This window comes from Acidovorax sp. 100 (genome assembly GCF_003688355.1).
Taxonomy (GTDB): Bacteria; Pseudomonadota; Gammaproteobacteria; order Burkholderiales; family Burkholderiaceae_C; genus Acidovorax; species Acidovorax delafieldii.
Window position 1 is genome coordinate 3,590,891 of the sequence record NZ_REFD01000001.1, and the last position, 19,940, is coordinate 3,610,830.

The window sequence follows — 19,940 nt, forward strand, 5'->3', positions numbered from 1 at the left end:
ACGAGAGCACCGCATCCCGGGCGCACAGAACGGCTTCAGGCGCCCTTCGAACGTCCCCGCCAGCGGCGCCACCCGATTTCTAACCTTCGAGGACATCCATGAGACTGATTCTGTTGGGCGCGCCTGGCGCCGGAAAGGGCACGCAAGCCACGTTCATCTGCCAGAAGTACGGCATCCCCCAGATCTCCACCGGCGACATGCTGCGCGCAGCGGTCAAGGCCGGCACCCCCCTGGGCCTGCAGGCCAAGGCAGTGATGGATTCGGGCGCCCTGGTCAGCGACGACATCATCATCGGTCTCGTCAAGGAGCGCATCACGCAAGCAGACTGCGCCAACGGCTTCCTGTTTGACGGCTTCCCCCGCACCATTCCCCAGGCCGACGCCATGAAGGCCGCAGGCGTCAAGCTGGACTATGTGCTCGAAATCGACGTGCCCTTTGACGCCATCATTGAGCGCATGAGCGGCCGCCGCTCGCACCCCGCCAGCGGACGAACTTACCACGTCAAGTTCAACCCCCCCAAGGTGGAAGGCAAGGACGACGTGACCGGCGAAGAACTGATCCAGCGCGAAGACGACAAGGAAGAAACCGTCAAGAAGCGCCTGCAGGTCTACAGCGACCAGACGCGCCCTCTGGTGGATTACTACAGCAACTGGGCCAAGGATGAACCCGCTGTAGCGCCCAAGTACCGCGCCATCAGCGGCACCGGCAGTGTGGACGAGATCACCGCACGCGCGCTGCAGGCGCTGGCCAGCTGATACATTGAACCAGGAGCAAAAAACCGCCTGACACACGTTGGGCGGTCAAGCCCCATCAAAGCGACGCACCGCACCAGGGCGTCGCTTTTTTCATGGGACGCCTTGAAGCACGGCAGCCGCGACAGCCGCCTGCTGCGGGCTTGTGCGTTGACTCAGGCAGGACTGGACCGCAGGCCGTAGGCTTTGCCGTCCACAAACAGGTACTCGGCACGCAGTACCGCCTCGCCTTTTTCGTCCCGCAGGCCAAAACCCACGACTGATACGGCGGTGCCTGGCTTGATCTCTGGCACCTGCCACGCCTGCATGCGGGTCAAAGGCGCCAGCTCAATCTCCCAGACGCGGTCCTTGCGGGTGGGGAGCACCGTTTTGGCCAGCAGCGCGCGGCCATCCACGGGCGCTGCCTGCGCGGGGATGGCACGTTGCGCAAGGTCCGCTGGCAACCGGAGCGCAGCGGGCAGTTCCAGCTCCAGCTCTGCGTGCGGGTTTTGCCAGCGCACTTTGCGCGCTGTGCCCTCCAGATACAGCGGTCGGTCTGCATCGAAACTGCTCCAGCCATGGTGGGCGTGCACCCCCAAAGGCAAGGCACTGGCGGCGATCAGCACATGGCGACGTTGCAAGCCCATAAAGACTCCCGTAGGAATAAAACCCGGTTCAAGGGGCCATATCAAAGGTACGCAATCCAGCGGCCACAGGCCACCACCGACAGCCAGATCACGGTGGACACCAGCATCTGCAGACGTGCCAACCCGTCCAGGCGTGCAAGCGAACCGCGTGCATGAAACCACGCCGCGTTACAGCCCGCAAGCATTAACAACAGCATCTTCAAGGTAAAGGCGCGGTTGCTGAGCAGCTCCGCAGGCTGGGTGGCAAACATCAACAGACCCGATACTGCCGCCAATCCAAAGCCGCACACGGCCAAAGTCAGACCCAGCCGCGCGAGGTCTTTCATCGGCAAGGCCGCACCGCGCCCAAACACCCGCAACTCCAGCAACACCAGATTGCCCAGCAACAGCGCAATGCCCACAATGTGGACGACTTCGAGCGCGGGATAAGCCCAGGCGTGTGTCTTGAGTGCGGTGAACACGGCTGGCAGTCCTTTTCGATCAATCCGCCCGCAGCAAATCCAGCATCAGAGCAACCCTCGCCTTGACCGGCGACAGGCCCTGCGAGGCGGGCAGCGCATCCCCCGGCTTGGGCAGCACCTGCCCCTCCGCGCAGCGGGTGGAGCGCACCACTCGCACCCCGGCGTCCTGCGCACGCACCAAAGCGGCCTCCAGATCGTAGTGGATCGTGCCATTGCCGGTGCAGGCCACCACCAGGCCCTGCACGCCCTCTCGCACCAGCGCATCTACCGCCCTGCCCGATGCCCCCGCATGGTTCATGACGATTTCCACCCACGGCCAAGCCACAGCGTTCACTATATTATTCATAGCGCTATCGGCATGATTGACATGCGCTACCGGGCTATTGCATGCCCAGCGGACCACGCCCTCTTCCACCCATCCCAAAGGACCGGCCTCGCCCGAGCTGAAGGCATTGACGCGGTAGGGATGCACCTTTTGCACATACCGTGCGCCATGCACTTCACCCGCAGCAACGGCCAGCACACCTGTTGCACCCGGTGCCAACACCAAAGCCACCGCATCCAGCAGGTTCTGGGGTCCATCGGGGGTCAGGGCTGTGGCGGGCCGCATGGCGCAGGTCAGCACCACGGGCTTGCGCGCATCCAGCACCTCGTGCAAAAACCACGCGGTCTCTTCCAGGGTGTCTGTGCCATGGGTGATGACCACACCTCTCACCTCCGGGTCGCTCAAATGGTGCGCGCACCGCAGAGCCAGCGTGCGCCACACCTCGCAATCCATGTCCTTGCTGTCGATCTGCGCCACCTGCTCAGCAGCCAAGGCGCCCCCTGCCAGTGCCTGCAGGCCTGGCACGGCCGTCAGAAGTTGCTCCACCCCCACCTGGGCAGCGGTGTAGCCAATGTTGTCTCCCGCCTGTGCAGAGGTGCCCGCGATCGTGCCACCGGTGCCCAAAACCACAATTTTTTGCCCACTCACTTGCATACTCCGAAAAACTGGTGAAAAATACAGTTACTGGATTAAAAAACAGTTGTTCGCCACTGTAACCGCCTGCACCGGAAACCACCATGCTCGACAACCCCAAACTCACCGCCCGCCAGCAGCAGATTCTGGATCTCATCCAGACCGCCATCGCACGCACCGGCGCGCCTCCCACCCGCGCAGAAATCGCGGCCGAGCTGGGTTTCAAGTCAGCCAACGCGGCAGAAGAGCACCTGCAGGCCCTGGCCCGCAAAGGGGTGATCGAACTGGTCAGCGGCACCTCGCGCGGCATCCGCTTGCGCGGAGACACAGTGCGCTCCATCAACGCAGCCCGTGGCAACCAATTCAGTCTGCCCATCCCGGGTCTGTCGCAGCTGGTCTTGCCCCTGGTAGGTCGGGTGGCTGCGGGGTCGCCCATTCTCGCGCAGGAACATGTGGACCAGACCTACAGCGTGGAAAACAGCCTCTTCCAACACAAGCCCGACTACTTGCTCAAGGTGCGGGGCATGTCCATGCGCGACGCAGGCATCATGGACGGTGACTTGCTCGCCGTGCAGTCCACTCGTGAGGCTCGCAATGGTCAGATCATCGTGGCCCGCCTGGGCGATGATGTCACCGTCAAGCGACTTCGCCGCACGGCCACTGCCATCGAGTTGCTGCCCGAAAACCCCGACTATCCCGTGATCGTGGTGCAGCCCGGCGAGCCTTTCGAAATCGAAGGACTGGCAGTGGGACTTATCCGCAACACCATGCTGATGTAGCGTGTGCCCCAGGGGCCGCACCGTGGGTGGCGGGCGTTTGGTGAACGGATACAACCGATTCACCAGCCCTGCGGTGCAGGTCCCGTTGAATGCCAAGGCCTCTCAGGCAATGCTTGATGGATCGGCGGAGCAGCTGTCTGCACTGTCGAGGGATCAACTCGCACTGCGTCTGTCTGCACTGGTGTTCGACCACTTTGCAATCCTGCCTATGTTCAACCCCCGACTTTCGGAGTTTTCACATGGGAATTGCTTTGTTCACCCTGTCTGCTGTGCAGAACCCTTTTCGCAGTCTTAAAAAGCTGCTTGCCAACCCAGCCAGTGCACCCAAAGACCGACTGGACCTGCAGGCACAGCCAGTCGGCATGAGACGTGCCAAGCCAGGCAACGCCCCAGCATCGGCCTCCCGCAGCGATGAAGCCCAAGCCCTGATCCCCAGCAACTCCACAGAGCTCCAGGCACAACGTCCATTGCGCGGAAATTGGCCCTTTACCGCCAAACCTCCAGCACGAACGCCGGAAAGCCCGACCAGACCCTCTGCCACCCACCGCTCCTTCCTGCCAACACACATGGCCAGCAGCAAGCGACAGGCCTTCTTGGCGTCGGTGGGTGCAGACCACTGCCCACCACAATCCACCCGGGTGCTGCGCCGGGCCTCTGACGCAGGCACCTGCCGCCTGGTAATTGCCGGCCGCATGGCCGATGTGTGCGCAGAGCTGGACCGCCTGGCAGCATCCGAGGCGCTCCGGGCCTGATTCGCAGAGCGCAGCAGGCGCCACGAGCGCCAAGCCCTCTTCTACGCCCCGCGCACCAAGGCTGCGGCAATGTCAGGCAGTGCTCGATCCGCAAACGTCTAACACCGGGGCACCGGCAGGTCCAAAAAACAGCACCAGGCTGCAGCAGTCGTGGTGCATGGCACTCTCTGAGTCCGGACTTCCGTGCACGCGCAGTGCAAGAAGTACGTCCACGGGGCCCATGCAGCACTCAGTCACCAAAAAACCGCAGGCTTTGGTATGCCCAGCACGGCCCCTGTGGCATTCCCCTGCGCCCGCCAAGGCACAATGTCGGCATGAATATTGTGATCCTCGACGATTACCAGGATGCAGTGCGCAAGCTGCATTGCGCCTCTCGGCTCGACGCATACACCGCCAAGGTGTACACCAACACGGTCAAAGGGCTGGGGCAGCTTTCGGTGCGACTCAAAGACGCCGACATCATTGTGCTGATCCGCGAACGGACCCAGATCACACGCCAACTGGTTGAAAAGCTCCCGCGCCTCAAGCTCATCGCCCAAACTGGCAAGATTGGGAGCCATATTGATGTAGCGGCATGTACTGAGCGGGGGATCGCCGTGGCAGAAGGGGTCGGCTCCCCTGTGGCTCCCGCCGAGCTGACCTGGGCCCTGGTGATGGCCTCCATGCGCCGCCTGCCCCAATACATCTCCAACCTCAAGCATGGCGCTTGGCAGCAGTCCGGTCTCAAGACCGCATCCATGCCCCCCAACTTCGGAGTCGGCAGCGTACTGCGGGGTAAAACACTGGGTATCTGGGGCTACGGCCGCATCGGACAGCTGGTGGCCGGCTATGGACGGGCGTTTGGCATGAACGTGCGCGTCTGGGGACGTGAAGCCTCACGCGCGCAGGCGCTGACGGATGGGTACCAGGCTGCCGCCACGCGCGAAGAGTTTTTTTCGCAGTGCGACGTGATCTCGTTGCACCTGCGCCTGAACGACGAAACGCGCGGCATCATCTCGCTTGAAGACCTCTCGTGCATGAAGCCCACCTCGCTGCTGGTCAACACGTCACGTGCAGAATTGATTGAACCCGACGCGCTCATCGCAGCACTCAACCGGGGTCGCCCGGGCCTGGCGGCTGTGGACGTGTTTGAGAGCGAACCCATCCTGCAAGGCCACGCCCTGCTCCGCCTGGAAAACTGCATCTGCACGCCACACATCGGGTACGTGGAGCAGGACAGCTACGAGCTCTACTTTGGTGCAGCTTTCGACAATGTGGTGAATTTCATCAAAGGCACGCCTACCAACATCGTGAATCCTGGCTCGCTACAAGTCAGGCGCTAACAGATCAAACCGCTGCGGCGTTGGCAACGCTGACTACACCGCGCAATTAAAAAGGCTTCCCGAGGGAAGCCTTTTTTACGATTGCTGCAAGGCACCGAAATGCCCTGCAGCAGAAAGCAACACTCCAATTACAGAGGTGTCTTCTTGCCGTCCTTGTAGACGTACAGCGTGATCGCTGGGTTCTTCATTTCGCCGTTGGGTTCAAAGGCGATGGTGGAGGTCACGCCCTTGAAGTTGGACTTGGCGAGTTCGTTCACGTACACCTTGGGGTCCACGGAGTTGGCGCGCTTCATAGCGTCCACCAGCAGGAACGTGGCGTCGTAGGTGTAGGGGCTGTACACCTGGAACTGGTTGGGGTACTTGGCGTCGTACTTGGCCTTCCAGGCCGTACCGCCAGGCATCTTGGCCAGCGAGGAGCCGCCTTCCGCGCAGATCACGTTAGCCAGGGTCTTGGCACCGGCAGCCAGCTTGGCGATTTCGGACGTGCAGACGCCGTCACCACCGAAATACTTGACGTTGGCCATGCCCAGCTGTTCCATCTGGCGCAGCATGGGGCCGGCTTGAGGGTCCATACCACCGTAGAACACGGCATCAGGGTTCTTGGCCTTGATGGCCGTCAGGATGGCCATGAAGTCCGTGGCCTTGTCGGTCGTGAACTGCTCGTCCACCACCTTCATGCCCTTGGCCGTAGCGGTCTTCTTGAACACGTCGGCAACACCTTGGCCGTACGCAGTACGGTCATCGATGATGGCAACGGTCTTGAGCTTCAGGGTGTCCACAGCGTAGAAGGCCAGACCAGCACCCAGGGCGTTGTCGTTGGCGATGATACGGAACGTGGTCTTGTAGCCAGGCTTGGTCAGGTTGGGGTTGGTCGCAGCGCCCGTCACCATGGGGATGCCGCAATCGTTGTACACCTTGGAGGCGGGGATCGTGGTACCGGAGTTGAGGTGGCCGACAACGCCAGCGACCTTGGAGTCGCACAGCTTTTGTGCGGCGGCAGTGCCCTGCTTTGGATCGGCAGCGTCATCTTCAGCCTGCAGCTCGAACTTGATCTTCTTGCCGCCGATGGTGACGCCTTGAGCGTTCAGCTCTTCAATGGCCATGCGGGCGCCATTTTCGTTGTCCTTGCCGTAGTGGGCTTGGGCGCCGGAAACCGGAGCCACGTGGCCGATCTTGACCACCTGCTCTTGTGCAGAGGCCACACCAGCAACAGCCGCGATAGCAGCAACCACGGTCAGTTTCAACTTCAATTGCATATCAAATCTCCAGTAAAGATAAACGCTGAGAATCTTCTTGTGTCTCAACGCAGGCGAACATATCGCAATTTACGGGCCAGATCATTAGGGAACACGATTAAACGCAAGAGAAACCACAGGGGAATACCCTGTCATCCCTTTGGCGCAGGCGGCGCACCACTGGCCAACTCGTCAGCCACGGCTTCATACACCGCATGCCGCACCACCGATTCGATCTCTTCGCGCAGGCGCGGAAGCACTGACCGCGTCTGCTCCTGCACCACTGTGGCGATTGCTTCGCGCAAGCGCTGGTCCAGCACTACATCCACGCGCTGCATGACGCGGTGCACCATGTACTCCTCCATCCCATCTGGCAAGGCGCGGGCCGCAACGGGCGCAGCCCCTGGCTTTGGGCCAGCAGAGGTGGCAGCATGAACCGCCGGGCGAGGTTGGACATGGGATACCGGAGAACGTGAAGCCTGGGGAGCAGCCACAGGGGCTGGCGCAGCCACCGGGGAGGCCACAGGACGCTCTGTGGCAGGGGGCACAGCGACCTGCGCCGCACTAGCCGGTCTCGCAGTGGGCAATGCAGGCCTGGCCAACGCCACAGACTGCGACGGCGACAGGACGGTGGTGCGGACCGCCGGATTTGAAGCCCCCGGCGCGAGGGGCGCCACGCCAGGCACCTGCACCACTTCGGTGAGCGTGGGTACAAACCGCGGAGGGGTTTTGGGTGGGAGCGCCATCAGCCCGCTTTCAACACCAGATCATGGCGGGTAATGGCGTAGCCCCGGGACGCGTAGTGGCGCCAGCGCGCACGTGCCTGGGCACGGTCGGCTTCGTCCTGGGCGCTTACCACTTCGACCAGGCGGTCAAACCGGCCAAAACCTTCCGGGACTTCCGCATTCAGGTTCAACAGCACTTCGTGATGCGGTGCCAGGCGTGCATCCTGCGCCAGCAACACCGGAGAGGCCTGAACCAGCTCCTCGTCCGAGTCGGCATGGCAATGGGCCACAAAGTCCTGGGGGGCCAATAACCAGAGCATGCGGTCCAGCGCCTGAAGCGCATCCGCAGGCGCGGCAATGACCAAACGAGCCCCGCTGCGCTGCACCTTGCGCGCAAACCGGCATGCGTAGGCCAGCTTGTCGGGTGCGTTGAAGTGAAAGGCTACCTCGGTCATGACGCGTCACGCAGCCTTGGGGCTGGAGGACCGCTTGGCGGCTGGCTTGCCCACAGCTCCAGCAGCGGCCGTCTTGGTCATCGAGCGCGATGCGGACTTGGGTGCCTTGGTCTGGCGGACCTGCGACCTGGACTGCTCCAGCACATAGTGCACCAACAGGCCGACCGGCCGTCCTGTGGAACCCTTGGCCGCGCCTCCCTTCCAGGCGGTGCCCGCAATGTCCAGGTGAGCCCAGGGCATGTCGCCGACGAACTTTTGCAAGAACTTGGCAGCGGTGATGGAGCCACCCGCACGGCCCGCCACGTTGCCCATATCGGCAAAGTTGCTCTTCAAGCCGTCTGCATAGTCATCGTCCAGCGGCATGCGCCAGCAGAGGTCTTGCGCGGCCTCACCAGCTGCCTGCAAGGACTCCGCCAGACCGTCGTTATTGGCAAACAAACCACTGCGTACGCCCCCCAAAGCGATCACGCAGGCGCCGGTCAGCGTCGCAATATCCACCACAGCAGCAGGCTTGAATCGCGCTGCATAGGTCAACGCATCACACAACACCAGGCGCCCCTCCGCATCGGTGTTCAAAATCTCGATGGTCTGACCGCTCATGCTGGTGACCACATCGCCCGGCTTGACGGCGCGCCCGTCCGGCATGTTTTCGCAGGCGGGGATCAGGCCCACCACATTGACGGCAGGCTGCAGTTCGCCCAGCGCGCGGAACGTTCCCAGCACGCTGGCAGCACCGCACATGTCGAATTTCATCTCGTCCATCTCGGGCGCGGGCTTGATCGAGATGCCGCCGGTGTCAAAGGTGATGCCCTTGCCCACCAGCACGATGGGTGCCTGGTCCTTGGCAGCGCCGTTGTAGCGCAGCTCGATGAAACGCAGGGGCTCTTCAGAGCCCTTTGCCACAGCCATGAAAGCGCCCATACCCAGACGCGCCACCTCTGCCGGGCCATGGACCTTGCACTGGATGCGTGGCAGCTTGGCCAGGGTTTTGGCCGCATCCGCCAGCAGGCTGGGGGTGGCGTGGTTGGCTGGGCGGTTGCCCCACTCCCTGGCAAACTCCACACCAGCGACCAGGGCGACCCCGCTGTCAAACCCGTCATGCGCACCGGCAGCATCCGGCACCCCCACCACACAGCGGCTCAGGCTGCGTGCCTCCACCTTGGTCTTGGTGGTGGTGTAGACATAGCTCACGTCTGCCACCGCCTGCACGGCAGCGCTGACAGACGCCGCCGAGGCTGCGCCGGCAAAACACAGCACCACGCGCTTGGTCTGCGGCGCCTTGATGGCACCACCCAGTGCCTGCAGCGCCTGGCGCGTTGCGCGCGCCGACCCATCGCCCAACCCCACCAGCACCACACGGCGGGCTGCAACAGCAGGCACCTGGTACAGCTGCAGGTGTTTGCCCGCCTTGGTGGTCAGATCTCCGTTCTTGAGTGCCAAGGCCGCCAGGGCAGACAGCGCGTCCTTGCCTGGCTTGAAGCCCTCGGGAAGCAGGACGATCAGCAGGTCGCATTTCTCCGAGGCTGCCGCAGCAAGTTCAAGGGTCTTGAGATCAAAGTTCATAATTGGTGTTTTCCTTCCAGCCAATGTTATTCGATTCATCCATCCGCAAGGAGCTGGCGCGCAGCTTCGGCGCGACCCTTGTGGTGCTGGTGACCGTGGTCATGACCATGATGCTCATCCGCACGCTGGGCCAGGCCTCTAAGGGCAGTGTCAGCCCGTCCGACGTGATGCTCGTCATGGGCTTCACCGTCTTGGGGCAATTGCCCACTATTCTCAGCCTCAGTCTGTTCATTGCGGTGGTCGGCACGCTGTCGCGCATGTACCGCGACAGCGAAATGGTGATCTGGTTCGCCAGCGGGCGCGGCCTCATCAGTCTGGTGCGCCCCCTGCTGCGCTTCGCCTGGCCGGTGATGGTGGTGATTGCCGTACTGTCGCTGCTGGTGTGGCCCTGGGCCAACTCCCAGATCCAGGAACTCAAGACCCGCTACGAGCAGCGCAGCGACATCGACCGCATTGCACCGGGCGAGTTCCAGGAGTCGTCCAACGGCAGCCGGGTGTTCTTCATCGACAAGGACACCCCCGACACGCAGGCCGCCAACAACGTCTTCATTGCCGCCAATGACGGCAAACGCGAATCCGTCACTTCCGCCCGCAGCGCCCGGCTGGAGACCCAGGGCGGTGAACGCATGGCCCTGCTGAGCGACGGTCAGCGCCTGGAGACCTCGCGGGACAAGCCCGGCGTGAAGATCAGCGAGTTCAGCCTGTACGGCACCCGCATCGGTAGTGCAGCCCCAGGTGCGGCGGAAGAACTGGCGGTGAAGACACGCACGACCTACGACCTCGTGATGCGGCCGCTGCCGGCCTACCGCGCCGAGCTGGGCTGGCGCCTCGGCCTGGCACTGGCCGCGCTCAACTTTGTGCTGCTGGGTCTGGCCGTGGCCAGCGTCAACCCACGCGCAGCGCGCAGCACGAGCATGGTGTTTGCGCTGTTTGCCTTCATCGTTTACTACAACCTCATGACCTTGGGCCAGAGCTGGGTGGGCGCGGACCGGCTGGGCCTGACCAGTTTCATGGTGCTGCTGCACGGCGGCATGCTGGCGGCCTCACTGCTGGTGCTTGCTGTCCGACACAACCAATGGACGACGGGCCGGCTATGGCAGTCCCTGCGCACCGGAGGGCAGTCCGCATGAAAACCATCCGCCGCCTGATCCACCGTGAGGCGCTGGGCGCCGTCACCTTCGTCACCGTGGGCTTTCTGGCCCTGTTCTTCTTTTTTGACCTGGTGGATGAACTCCGCTGGGTGGGCCGTGCGGGGGAGGATGGCTACCAGCTATCGCACGCGCTGCTGTTTGTGGTGCTCAGCATTCCCAGCCACCTGTATGAACTGCTGCCCATCACCGTGCTGATCGGCACCATCTTCGTGATGGCGCGCCTGGCCCAAAGCTCGGAGTTCACCATCATGCGCACCAGCGGCATGGGCCCCTGGCGGGCGCTGCGCACGCTGCTCACGCTGGGTGGCGTCTTCGTGCTACTGACCTTTGCTGTCGGTGACTACCTGGCCCCCCTGACGGACCGCACCGCCCAGCTCATCAAGGTGCGCTACCTGGGGCGGCTGACAGCAGGCGCCACGGGCGCATGGCTCAAAGAGCGGCAGGAAGACCACTCCTTTGCCGTCAACGTGCGCGCGCTCACCCCCAATGGCGGCATGCTGGACGTGCGCATCTTCGAGTTTGACGACAAGGGCCGCCTGGCTTCGCAGACGCGGGCCGCGTCAGGGCAGTTCGGCTCGGATGGAGCGTGGACCCTGGAGAAGGTGCAGCGCAGTCACTTTGAACAGCAAAGCGACAAGAACGAGGCCCGCGTGGAGCACCTGGCGAGCCCCTCCTTGCAGTGGCCGACCAAGATCAGTGCCGACATGGTGGCGGCCTCTTTGCTCAAGCCCGATCGCATGGCCACACTGGACCTCTTTCAGTTCATTCGGCACCTGAACGCCAACGGCCAGTCCGCCCAAAAGTACGAGATCGAGTTCTGGCGCAAGGTGTTCTACCCCTTGAGCTGTCTGGTGATGGTGGTGCTGGCGCTGCCTTTTGCGTACCTGCATTTCCGCTCGGGCGGCATCGCGGGCTACGTGTTCGGCGGCGTGATGGCGGGCATCAGCTTCTTCCTGCTCAACAACGTCTTTGGCTATGCGGGCAACCTGCAAAACTGGTCGCCATGGCTGACAGCGGCGGCGCCCGGCCTGATCTACTCCTTGCTCTCGCTAGCGGCCTTTGGCTGGCTGGTGCTGAGACGCTGACACCCTGACCTCGCCCCGCCCCATGACCCAAGCCATCGTCCTGTTTGCCCACGGGTCCCGAGACCCCCTGTGGCGCGCCCCCATGGAGGCAGTCGCAACGCGCATTGCGTCCCAAAGTTCAGACCGCCGAGCCATCTGCGCCTATCTGGAATTGTGTGAACCCGCCCTGCCGGACGCCGTCCGGCAACTGGTGGCCGACGGGGCCACCGCCGTCACGGTGGTTCCGATGTTTCTGGGCACAGGCAAGCATGCCCGGGAGGATTTGCCCCTGCTGGTGCAGGAGCTGCGTACCGCCCACCCCGCCGTGCAATTCCACGTCCAGGCCGCCATCGGGGAGGATCCACGCATGACGGCCTTGATGGCAAAGATCGCCTGCGAAAGCCCGCCGATCTGAAATTTCTGGGATGCGGTTCATTCGCTTAGACGATTGCAGCATAATGATGCAATCCTTTAGGCGATATTCGATATGAATCTGCACCAATTCCGCTTCGTTCAAGAGGCTGCGCGCCGCAACCTCAACCTGACCGAGGCCGCCAAGGCCCTGCATACCTCGCAGCCAGGCGTCTCCAAAGCCATCATCGAGCTGGAAGAAGAACTGGGCGTGGACATCTTTGCCCGGCACGGCAAACGCCTCAAGCGCATCACCGAGCCCGGCCAGCATGTGCTCAAAAGCATCGAAGTCATCATGCGCGAGGTAGGCAACCTGAAGCGCATTGGTGAGCAGTTCAGCGCGCAAGACAGCGGCACCCTCAGCATCGCCACCACCCACACCCAGGCGCGCTACGTGCTGCCGGTGCCTGTGGCCCGCCTGCGCGAGGCCTACCCCAAGGTCAACGTGAGCCTGCACCAGGCCACACCGCACGAAGTGGCCCGCATGATCATCGACGAGGTGGCCGAGATCGGCATGGCCACCGAATCCCTGGCCGACTACCCCGAACTCGTCACCCTGCCCTGCTACGAATGGCAGCACGTGCTGGTGGTGCCCAACGACCACCCTCTGGCGCAAAAGGAACGCATCGGTCTGGACGACCTCGCTCACGAAGCGCTGATCACCTACCACCCCTCGTTCACCGGGCGCGGCAAGATCGACCACGCCTTCGCAGCGCGCAAGCTCACGCCCCGCATCGTGCTCGAAGCGATCGACTCCGACGTGATCAAGACCTATGTGCGCCTGGGCCTGGGCATCGGCATCGTGGCCGAGATGGCCATGCGCGACGACCCGGTGGGCGACCTGGCCGTGCGCCCCGTGGGCCACCTGTTCGGCCAGAGCGTGGCCCGCGTGGCCTTCAAGCGCGGCGCCTACCTGCGCAACTTTGTCTACAAGTTTGCCGAGCTGCTCAGCGACCGCCTGAGCCGCGAGCTGATTGCCCGCGCGATGACGGGCCATGTCAACGACTACGAGCTGTAACCTCCGTCCAGCCCCAGAAGCACCCTGAACCCTTCCAGAATTTCCTCGTTTTCCACGCTGCTGCGCCATGACCTCCACCACCGCCCGCACACCCGCCTTCCCCAGCAAGCTGCCCAACGTCGGCACCACCATCTTCACCGTGATGTCGGCGCTGGCCACCGAACACAAGGCGGTGAACCTGGGCCAGGGCTTTCCTGACTTTGAATGCGCGCCCGAGCTGGTGAACGCCGTCACCGCCGCCATGCAGGCCGGCCACAACCAGTACCCGCCCATGACCGGTGTGCCCGCCCTGCGCGAAGCCGTGGCCCGCAAGATCGAGGCGCTGCACGGGCGCGCCTACAACCCCAACACCGAAATCACCATCACGGCTGGCGCCACGCAGGCCATCATCACCGCCATTCTGGCCATCGTGCACGCGGGCGACGAGGTGATCGTGCTCGACCCCTGCTACGACAGCTATGTGCCCAACATCGAGCTGGCCGGCGGCCAGGCTGTGCGCGTGCCGCTCACTCCCGGCACCTTCCGCCCTGACTTTGCAAAGATCAGCGCGGCCATCACGCCTCGCACCCGCGCCATCCTCATCAACAGCCCGCACAACCCCAGCGCCACCATCTGGACGGCCGAGGAAATGCGCCAGCTCGAAGCACTGCTCGCCCCCACCGACATCCTGCTAATCAGCGACGAGGTGTACGAACACATGGTGTTCGACGGTGTCGAGCACCAGAGCGCCGCGCGCTTTCCCGTCCTCGCCGCGCGTGCCTTCATCGTGTCCAGCTTTGGCAAGACCTTCCATGTCACCGGCTGGAAGGTCGGCACCGTGGCGGCCCCTGCAGCGCTGACGGCCGAGTTCCGCAAGGTGCACCAGTTCAACGTGTTCACCGTGAACACCCCCGTGCAGCATGGGCTGGCGGCCTACCTGCAAGACCCCACGCCCTACCTGCAGCTGCCCGCGTTCTACCAGGCCAAGCGCGACCTGTTCCGCGAGGGCTTGGCAGGCTCGCGCTTCAAGCTGCTGCCCAGCACGGGCAGCTACTTCCAGTGCGTGGACATCTCGGCGATCAGTGATTTGAACGAGGCTGATTTCTGCCAGTGGCTCACCCGCGAGGTGGGCGTGGCGGCGATTCCGTTGTCGGCGTTTTATGGCGACGGGTTTGACCAGCGTGTGGTGCGGTTCTGCTTCGCCAAGAAGGATGAGACGCTGCGGGCGGCGCTGGAGCGGCTGCGCAAGCTGTGATCCGCAGGGCCCTCCAGGGCTCTTACTTCGTCTGCCGCGCCAGCCACACCCCCGCAGCCGCCAGCGCCATCCCCGCCAGCGCCCAGCCGCTGAGCGTCTCGCCAAACATCGCCCAGGCGATCAGCGCTGTGGTGGGCGGGGTCAGGTAGAACAGGCTGGCCACATTGACCGCGCCGCCCCGGCGGATGAGCAGGTTCAACAGGCTCACGGCCCCCAGTGAGAGCACCAGCACCAGCCAGCCCAGCGCAAACACAAACTCGCCGGTCCACGATATGGCCATGGATTCGGTGGCGTAGGCGACGGCGGCCATGGCCACCGCACAGGGCAGGTACTGAATGACCGAGCCCGTGCGCAAGTCGAACGAGGGGCAAAACCGCTTCTGGTACAACGTGCCCGCCGTGATGCCCAGCAGCGCGACCACCGCCGGCAGCAGCATGCCCAGCAAAGCACCAGCCGGCACGGTAGCCACCTTGCCGGCAACTACCAGCGCCACGCCGGTGAAGCCCCGGGCCAGGCCCGCCCATTGGGCAGGCCGCACCTTCTCGCCCAGCAAAGCCCCGGCCACCAGGGCTGTCAGCAGCGGCTGCAACCCCACCACCAGCGCTGTAATGCCCGATGGCAGCCCGTGCCCGATGGCCATGAACACCCCGCCCAGGTACACACCGTGCACCAGCAGGCCCGACACCCCAATGTGCAGCCAGGCCCTGCCCGACGGCGGCCACGGCGCACGCGCCACGGCGACAACCGCGAGCATGAGCACGATGACGATGGCAAACCGCAGCGCCAGAAAGGTCAGCGGCTCCACATACGGCAGCCCCAGCTTGGCGCCGATAAATCCGGTGCTCCAGAGCGCCACAAACAGCAGGGGGACGAGGGAATCGAGCGGACTGGAAGCGCTGGGACGGGGCGGTGTGGCCTGGGTCATGGAGAACAGAAGCGTGATGCAGGGTGGGGATGATCGCAGCTTGCGAGCGCTTTTGCTGCAGGCCAATGTGAGCGTTCTCTAATGACCCGTTGGAAGAAGGGACAGACCTCAAGGGGCGCCACACCTGCCGAGCGTGCTGACGCCCGCAACCAGTGCGAGAACCGGCAAACCCGCGCTACAGGGCAAAACTTTGAATAGAAATGGTCTGTAGCGCTTGAATATCATGCGCATAAAGCTATAAATTAAATAGCAAATTGCCATGCATCTTTCTGCCAGCCAGGCTTGGCGCCCGCGCATCTTGATGCGATCTTGATACCCCACACCGCACTCTTGCGCCCATCTTGATGCGGCCGTTCCTAGCATCGGTCCATGTCTCAAGGAGGACGCTATGGACTGGATATTGATGGCGGTGGGAGGCCTGCTCTGGCTGGCCGTCTATGGCTTGGCCAAGGGTTGCGCGCTGCTGCAACGCCAAGCGCAAGGGGGGCGGTCATGACCAGCGGCTGGATGATTCTGGCGGCCGTGCTCGCCGCTGCGCTTTTGGTGTACCTGATCGCCGTGCTGCTGCGGCCGGAGGACTTTTCATGAGCACCGGTGCCTGGCTGCAATTGGCGGTGTTTTTGGCACTGCTGCTGGCGCTGGCTTGGCCGCTGGCGCGTTACATCGACACCGTGATGGCGGGACGCTTTGCCCTCGGGCGGCGGCTGGAAGGCCCGCTCTTCAGGCTGGCAGGCGTGCGGCCCGATGAGGAAACCGGCTGGCTGCGCTACGCGCTAGGCCTGCTGGTGTTCAACGGCCTGGGCGTGCTGGCGGTGTATGCGCTGCAGCGCTGGCAAGCGGTGCTGCCGCTCAATCCTCAGGGCATGGCTGCGGTGGCACCCGATTCGGCTTTCAACACGGCCATCAGTTTCGTCAGCAATACCAACTGGCAAGGCTATGGCGGCGAGAGCACCATGAGCTACCTCACGCAGATGCTGGCGCTGACGGTGCAGAACTTTCTGTCTGCCGCCACGGGCCTGGTCGTCGTCATTACGCTGGTGCGAGGGTTTGCGCGGCATTCAGCACAGAGCATTGGCAATGTGTGGGCCGACCTGACCCGCGCCACGCTCTGGGTGCTGCTGCCCCTGTCGCTGGTGCTGGCCGTGGTGTTTGCAGGCCAGGGCGTGATCCAGAACTTGTCGCCTTACACCGAGGTACAGACACTGGAGCCTGTGCACTACGACGCGCCCAAGCTCGATGGCGCGGGCCAGCCGGTGCTGGACGCCCAGGGCGCCCCGGTGACCGAACCCGCCACGCAAGCCACGCAGACGCTGGCCATGGGCCCCGTGGCCTCGCAGTTGGCCATCAAGATGCTGGGCACCAACGGAGGCGGCTTCTTCAACGCCAACTCGGCCCACCCGTTCGAGAACCCCTCGGCCGCCAGCAACCTGTTGCAGATGCTGGCGATCTTCCTCATCCCCGCCGCGCTGTGTCTGGTGTTTGGCCGCATGGTGGGCGATGAGCGCCAAGGTTGGACGATTCTGGCCACGATGAGCCTGCTCTTCGTGGTAGCAGTAGTGGCAACCACCGCCTTCGAGCAGCAAGGCAACCCGCTGCTGGCATCGCTGGGCGTGGACCAGGCGGCCAGCAGCCTTCAGGCGGGCGGCAACATGGAGGGCAAGGAGACGCGGTTCGGCATCGTCACGTCCGCCCTGTTCGCCGTCATCACCACAGCGGCCAGTTGCGGCGCGGTGATCGCCATGCACGACAGCTTCACGCCCCTGGGCGGCATGGTGCCGATGGCGCTGATGCAGATGGGCGAGGTGGTGTTCGGCGGCGTGGGCTCGGGCCTGTACGGCATGCTGGTGTTCGCCATCATGGCGGTGTTCATCGCCGGGCTCATGATCGGCCGCACGCCCGAATACCTGGGCAAGAAGATCGAGTCGCACGAGATGAAGCTCGTGTCCATCGCCATCCTGGTCACCCCGCTGCTGGTGCTGCTGGGCACCGCCATAGCGGTGATGACCGAGGCCGGCCGCGCAGGCATCCCCAACCCTGGCGCCCACGGCTTCTCCGAGGTGCTGTACGCCCTGTCGTCCGCCGCCAACAACAACGGCAGCGCATTCGCCGGGCTGTCCGCCAACACGCCGTTCTACAACACGCTGCTGGGCGTGGCGATGTGGCTCGGCCGCTTTGGCGTGATCGTGCCCGTGCTGGCCATGGCTGGGTCCCTCGCCGCCAAGAAGCGCGCCACCGCCACCGATGGCACTTTGCCCACCCACGGCCCGCTGTTTGTGGCGCTGCTGGCGGGCGTGGTGCTGCTGGTGGGGTTGCTGAACTATGTGCCCGCCCTCGCGCTGGGCCCGGTGGTAGAGCATCTCGTGCTCACACCCCGTTAAGAAATGGCTGGGAGATTGTGATGACCCGCAAAACATTGACCCTGTTCGACCCTGCCCTGGTGCGCCCCGCGCTGCTAGAGGCTTTCAAGAAGCTGGACCCGCGCGTGCAATGGCGCAACCCCGTGATGTTTGTGGTGTACGTGGGCAGCGCCTTCACCACCGCACTGGCCGCCAGCAAGCCCGAGGGCTTCACGGCTGCCGTGGCGCTGTGGCTGTGGTTCACCGTGCTGTTTGCCAACTTCGCCGAGGCCATGGCCGAAGGCCGCAGCAAGGCCCAGGCGGCCTCGCTGCGCGGCCTCAAAAAGCAGACCTGGGCGAAAAAGCTGGACGGCCAGTTTGACCGCAACACCCCACGCACCGAGATGACCTGGCTGCCGCTGGAGGCCGCCCACCTGCGCAAGGGCGATGTGGTGCTGGTGGAAGCGGGTGACACCATCCCTGCCGACGGCGAGGTGATCGATGGTGTGGCCTCAGTGGACGAGAGCGCCATCACCGGCGAATCCGCCCCGGTGATCCGCGAATCGGGCGGAGACTTCTCGGCCGTGACTGGCGGCACCCGCGTGCTGTCCGACTGGATCGTGGTGCGCGTGGCCGTGAACCCCGGCGAGACCTTCGTGGACCGCATGATCGCCATGGTGGAGAACGCCAAGCGCCACAAGACACCCAACGAGATCGCGCTGACCATTTTGCTGGTGGCGCTCACCATCGTGTTCCTGGGTGTGGTGGTCACGCTGCTGCCGTTCTCGCTGTTCAGCGTGCAGGCCAGCGGTGCGGGCGAGCCAGTGAGCCTGGTGGTGCTGGTGGCCCTGCTGGTGTGCCTGATCCCCACCACGATTGCTGGCCTGCTCAGCGCCATTGGCGTGGCGGGCATGAGCCGCATGATGCAGGCCAATGTGATCGCCACCTCAGGCCGCGCGGTGGAGGCTGCAGGCGACGTGGACGTGCTGCTGTTGGACAAGACCGGCACCATTACCCTGGGCAACCGCCAGGCCAGCCAGTTCATCTCGGCCCCGGGTGTCACGGATGCCGCCCTGGCCGATGCCGCCCAGCTCGCATCGCTGGCCGACGAAACCCCCGAAGGCCGCAGCATCGTGGTGCTGGCCAAGCAGAAGTTCAACCTGCGCGAACGTGACCTTTCCAGCCTGCAGGCGGTGTTTGTGCCCTTTACGGCGCAAACCCGCATGAGCGGGGTGGACCTGCCCGGCCCTCGCCTGCTGCGCAAGGGTGCGGCCGATGCCATCCGCAAACATGTGGAGGCACTGGGCGGGCGCTTTCCTACCGCCGTGCAGACGGCGGTGGACGATGTATCGCGCCGTGGCAGCACCCCGCTGGTGGTGGCCGACGGTGCCCACGTGCTGGGCGTGGTGGAGCTCAAAGACGTCGTCAAGGGCGGCATCAAGGAGCGCTTTGCCGAGCTGCGCCGCATGGGCATCAAGACCGTGATGGTGACGGGCGACAACCGTCTGACGGCCGCAGCCATTGCCGCCGAGGCAGGTGTGGACGACTTCCTGGCCGAGGCCACGCCTGAGGCGAAGCTGCAGCTCATCCGCAGTTACCAGGCCAATGGCCAGCTGGTGGCCATGACCGGCGACGGCACCAACGACGCACCCGCCCTGGCCCAGGCCGACGTGGCCGTGGCCATGAACACCGGCACCCAGGCTGCCAAGGAGGCCGGCAACATGGTGGACCTGGACAGCAACCCCACCAAGCTCATAGAGATTGTGGAGACCGGCAAGCAGATGCTGATGACGCGCGGCTCGCTCACCACCTTCAGCATTGCCAACGACATCGCCAAGTACTTCGCCATCATCCCGGCGGCGTTTGTCACCACCTACCCGCAGCTGTCGGCGCTCAACTTCATGCACCTCGCCAGCCCTTCGTCGGCCATCTTGTCCGCCGTGGTGTTCAACGCGCTGATCATCATCTTTTTGATCCCGCTGGCCTTGAAGGGCGTGGCTTACCGCGCCGTGGGTGCCGCCGCGCTGCTGCGCCGCAACCTGGCCATTTATGGGCTGGGGGGCATGGTGGTGCCGTTCATTGGCATCAAGTTGATTGACATGGTGCTGGCCGCAGCCGGGTTGACCTGATCGCTGCCCATTCGCCAACACAGCGCCCTAATCACTGACAAGGA

Annotated in this window: 20 protein-coding genes; 12 read left to right on the forward strand and 8 right to left on the reverse strand. The window is 64.0% G+C overall.

The genetic code is table 11. The annotated features are described in order from the left end of the window. Positions 1 to 98 precede the first annotated feature (98 nt). Positions 99 to 755: an adenylate kinase gene (gene adk, locus C8C96_RS16595; protein ID WP_056062394.1), complete on the forward strand. Its 657-nt coding sequence runs from the start codon at positions 99 to 101 to the stop codon at positions 753 to 755. A gap of 152 nt (positions 756 to 907) precedes the next feature. Here adk and C8C96_RS16600 read toward each other — a convergent pair whose 3' ends face one another. Genes C8C96_RS16600 through C8C96_RS16610 form a run of 3 tightly spaced genes read right to left on the reverse strand, consistent with a single transcriptional unit; the run spans position 908 to position 2,818 of the window. Continuing rightward, complete coding sequence (locus C8C96_RS16600) at positions 908 to 1,378, reverse strand: DUF6152 family protein (RefSeq protein ID WP_121943015.1); 471 nt, start codon at positions 1,376 to 1,378, stop codon at positions 908 to 910. A gap of 41 nt (positions 1,379 to 1,419) precedes the next feature. Next, positions 1,420 to 1,839: a hypothetical protein gene (locus C8C96_RS16605; protein ID WP_056062387.1), complete on the reverse strand. Its 420-nt coding sequence runs from the start codon at positions 1,837 to 1,839 to the stop codon at positions 1,420 to 1,422. 19 nt (positions 1,840 to 1,858) lie between these two features. Continuing rightward, the gene (locus tag C8C96_RS16610; RefSeq protein ID WP_121943016.1) at positions 1,859 to 2,818 is read right to left on the reverse strand and encodes an asparaginase; all 960 of its coding nucleotides are present in this window, start codon (positions 2,816 to 2,818) and stop codon (positions 1,859 to 1,861) included. A gap of 83 nt (positions 2,819 to 2,901) precedes the next feature. Here C8C96_RS16610 and lexA point away from each other — a divergent pair, with 83 nt between their 5' ends. The 3 genes from lexA to C8C96_RS16625 all read left to right on the forward strand — a co-directional run bounded on the left by lexA (position 2,902) and on the right by C8C96_RS16625 (position 5,650). Beyond that, positions 2,902 to 3,576: a transcriptional repressor LexA gene (gene lexA, locus C8C96_RS16615; protein ID WP_056062380.1), complete on the forward strand. Its 675-nt coding sequence runs from the start codon at positions 2,902 to 2,904 to the stop codon at positions 3,574 to 3,576. A gap of 566 nt (positions 3,577 to 4,142) precedes the next feature. Next, positions 4,143 to 4,328, forward strand: a complete 186-nt coding sequence (locus C8C96_RS16620) for a hypothetical protein (protein WP_121943017.1) — start codon at positions 4,143 to 4,145, stop codon at positions 4,326 to 4,328. Positions 4,329 to 4,642: 314 nt separating this feature from the next. Beyond that, positions 4,643 to 5,650, forward strand: coding sequence for a D-2-hydroxyacid dehydrogenase family protein (locus C8C96_RS16625; protein WP_056746014.1), 1,008 nt, complete (start codon positions 4,643 to 4,645; stop codon positions 5,648 to 5,650). A 128-nt stretch (positions 5,651 to 5,778) separates the two neighbouring features. Here the strand turns inward: C8C96_RS16625 and C8C96_RS16630 are convergent, their stop codons facing one another. The 4 genes from C8C96_RS16630 to C8C96_RS16645 all read right to left on the reverse strand — a co-directional run bounded on the left by C8C96_RS16630 (position 5,779) and on the right by C8C96_RS16645 (position 9,628). After that, on the reverse strand, positions 5,779 to 6,906 hold the full coding sequence (locus C8C96_RS16630; RefSeq protein ID WP_056062370.1) for a branched-chain amino acid ABC transporter substrate-binding protein: 1,128 nt from the start codon (positions 6,904 to 6,906) through the stop codon (positions 5,779 to 5,781). 131 nt (positions 6,907 to 7,037) lie between these two features. Further along, positions 7,038 to 7,631: a hypothetical protein gene (locus tag C8C96_RS25445; RefSeq protein WP_121943018.1), complete on the reverse strand. Its 594-nt coding sequence runs from the start codon at positions 7,629 to 7,631 to the stop codon at positions 7,038 to 7,040. After that, the gene (locus tag C8C96_RS16640; RefSeq protein WP_056062368.1) at positions 7,631 to 8,065 is read right to left on the reverse strand and encodes a DNA polymerase III subunit chi; all 435 of its coding nucleotides are present in this window, start codon (positions 8,063 to 8,065) and stop codon (positions 7,631 to 7,633) included. The genes C8C96_RS25445 and C8C96_RS16640 overlap by 1 nt, the downstream gene beginning before the upstream one ends. A gap of 6 nt (positions 8,066 to 8,071) precedes the next feature. After that, the gene (locus C8C96_RS16645) at positions 8,072 to 9,628 is read right to left on the reverse strand and encodes a leucyl aminopeptidase (RefSeq protein ID WP_121943019.1); all 1,557 of its coding nucleotides are present in this window, start codon (positions 9,626 to 9,628) and stop codon (positions 8,072 to 8,074) included. Positions 9,629 to 9,651: 23 nt separating this feature from the next. Here C8C96_RS16645 and lptF point away from each other — a divergent pair, with 23 nt between their 5' ends. From lptF to C8C96_RS16670, 5 genes are all read left to right on the forward strand, one after another. After that, positions 9,652 to 10,758 carry an LPS export ABC transporter permease LptF gene (gene lptF, locus C8C96_RS16650; RefSeq protein ID WP_056064961.1) on the forward strand — a complete coding sequence of 369 codons (1,107 nt, stop codon included), beginning with the start codon at positions 9,652 to 9,654 and terminating at the stop codon, positions 10,756 to 10,758. Continuing rightward, entirely contained in the window at positions 10,755 to 11,864 is a 1,110-nt protein-coding gene (gene lptG, locus C8C96_RS16655; RefSeq protein WP_121943020.1) for an LPS export ABC transporter permease LptG, read from the forward strand. The genes lptF and lptG overlap by 4 nt, the downstream gene beginning before the upstream one ends. 22 nt (positions 11,865 to 11,886) lie before the next feature. Further along, a complete protein-coding gene (locus tag C8C96_RS16660; RefSeq protein WP_121943021.1) occupies positions 11,887 to 12,258 on the forward strand; it encodes a sirohydrochlorin chelatase in 372 nt (123 codons plus the stop codon). 72 nt (positions 12,259 to 12,330) lie between these two features. Beyond that, positions 12,331 to 13,272: a CysB family HTH-type transcriptional regulator gene (locus tag C8C96_RS16665; RefSeq protein ID WP_056062356.1), complete on the forward strand. Its 942-nt coding sequence runs from the start codon at positions 12,331 to 12,333 to the stop codon at positions 13,270 to 13,272. A gap of 67 nt (positions 13,273 to 13,339) precedes the next feature. Further along, positions 13,340 to 14,506 (forward strand): pyridoxal phosphate-dependent aminotransferase, encoded by a 1,167-nt coding sequence (locus C8C96_RS16670; RefSeq protein ID WP_121943022.1) that lies wholly within the window; start codon positions 13,340 to 13,342, stop codon positions 14,504 to 14,506. A gap of 22 nt (positions 14,507 to 14,528) precedes the next feature. On the opposite strand, the gene C8C96_RS16675 is transcribed toward C8C96_RS16670, so the two are convergent. Further along, positions 14,529 to 15,431 (reverse strand): DMT family transporter, encoded by a 903-nt coding sequence (locus C8C96_RS16675; protein ID WP_121943023.1) that lies wholly within the window; start codon positions 15,429 to 15,431, stop codon positions 14,529 to 14,531. 492 nt (positions 15,432 to 15,923) lie between these two features. Between C8C96_RS16675 and kdpF the strand changes: the two genes are divergently transcribed. From kdpF to kdpB, 3 genes are read left to right on the forward strand one after another with little or no spacing between them, the layout of a single operon-like run. After that, positions 15,924 to 16,019, forward strand: a complete 96-nt coding sequence (gene kdpF, locus C8C96_RS16680; RefSeq protein ID WP_056062349.1) for a K(+)-transporting ATPase subunit F — start codon at positions 15,924 to 15,926, stop codon at positions 16,017 to 16,019. Next, on the forward strand, positions 16,016 to 17,809 hold the full coding sequence (gene kdpA / locus C8C96_RS16685; RefSeq protein ID WP_121943024.1) for a potassium-transporting ATPase subunit KdpA: 1,794 nt from the start codon (positions 16,016 to 16,018) through the stop codon (positions 17,807 to 17,809). Before kdpF ends, kdpA begins: the two co-directional genes overlap by 4 nt. A 20-nt stretch (positions 17,810 to 17,829) precedes the next feature. Then, positions 17,830 to 19,896 carry a potassium-transporting ATPase subunit KdpB gene (gene kdpB / locus C8C96_RS16690; RefSeq protein ID WP_121943025.1) on the forward strand — a complete coding sequence of 689 codons (2,067 nt, stop codon included), beginning with the start codon at positions 17,830 to 17,832 and terminating at the stop codon, positions 19,894 to 19,896. The last annotated feature ends 44 nt before the right edge of the window (positions 19,897 to 19,940 follow it).

Coding starts and splice junctions, on each gene's coding strand:
- C8C96_RS16645 (WP_121943019.1), bottom strand. CDS start 9,628: ATGAACTTTGATCTCAAGACCCTTGAACTTGCTGCGGCAGCCTCGGAG.
- C8C96_RS16610 (WP_121943016.1), bottom strand. CDS start 2,818: ATGCAAGTGAGTGGGCAAAAAATTGTGGTTTTGGGCACCGGTGGCACG.
- lptF (WP_056064961.1), top strand. CDS start 9,652: ATGTTATTCGATTCATCCATCCGCAAGGAGCTGGCGCGCAGCTTCGGC.
- C8C96_RS25445 (WP_121943018.1), bottom strand. CDS start 7,631: ATGGCGCTCCCACCCAAAACCCCTCCGCGGTTTGTACCCACGCTCACC.
- lexA (WP_056062380.1), top strand. CDS start 2,902: ATGCTCGACAACCCCAAACTCACCGCCCGCCAGCAGCAGATTCTGGAT.
- C8C96_RS16630 (WP_056062370.1), bottom strand. CDS start 6,906: ATGCAATTGAAGTTGAAACTGACCGTGGTTGCTGCTATCGCGGCTGTT.
- C8C96_RS16600 (WP_121943015.1), bottom strand. CDS start 1,378: ATGGGCTTGCAACGTCGCCATGTGCTGATCGCCGCCAGTGCCTTGCCT.
- C8C96_RS16670 (WP_121943022.1), top strand. CDS start 13,340: ATGACCTCCACCACCGCCCGCACACCCGCCTTCCCCAGCAAGCTGCCC.
- kdpB (WP_121943025.1), top strand. CDS start 17,830: ATGACCCGCAAAACATTGACCCTGTTCGACCCTGCCCTGGTGCGCCCC.
- kdpF (WP_056062349.1), top strand. CDS start 15,924: ATGACCAGCGGCTGGATGATTCTGGCGGCCGTGCTCGCCGCTGCGCTT.
- C8C96_RS16620 (WP_121943017.1), top strand. CDS start 4,143: ATGGCCAGCAGCAAGCGACAGGCCTTCTTGGCGTCGGTGGGTGCAGAC.
- C8C96_RS16640 (WP_056062368.1), bottom strand. CDS start 8,065: ATGACCGAGGTAGCCTTTCACTTCAACGCACCCGACAAGCTGGCCTAC.
- C8C96_RS16625 (WP_056746014.1), top strand. CDS start 4,643: ATGAATATTGTGATCCTCGACGATTACCAGGATGCAGTGCGCAAGCTG.
- C8C96_RS16660 (WP_121943021.1), top strand. CDS start 11,887: ATGACCCAAGCCATCGTCCTGTTTGCCCACGGGTCCCGAGACCCCCTG.
- kdpA (WP_121943024.1), top strand. CDS start 16,016: ATGAGCACCGGTGCCTGGCTGCAATTGGCGGTGTTTTTGGCACTGCTG.
- C8C96_RS16675 (WP_121943023.1), bottom strand. CDS start 15,431: ATGACCCAGGCCACACCGCCCCGTCCCAGCGCTTCCAGTCCGCTCGAT.
- lptG (WP_121943020.1), top strand. CDS start 10,755: ATGAAAACCATCCGCCGCCTGATCCACCGTGAGGCGCTGGGCGCCGTC.
- adk (WP_056062394.1), top strand. CDS start 99: ATGAGACTGATTCTGTTGGGCGCGCCTGGCGCCGGAAAGGGCACGCAA.
- C8C96_RS16665 (WP_056062356.1), top strand. CDS start 12,331: ATGAATCTGCACCAATTCCGCTTCGTTCAAGAGGCTGCGCGCCGCAAC.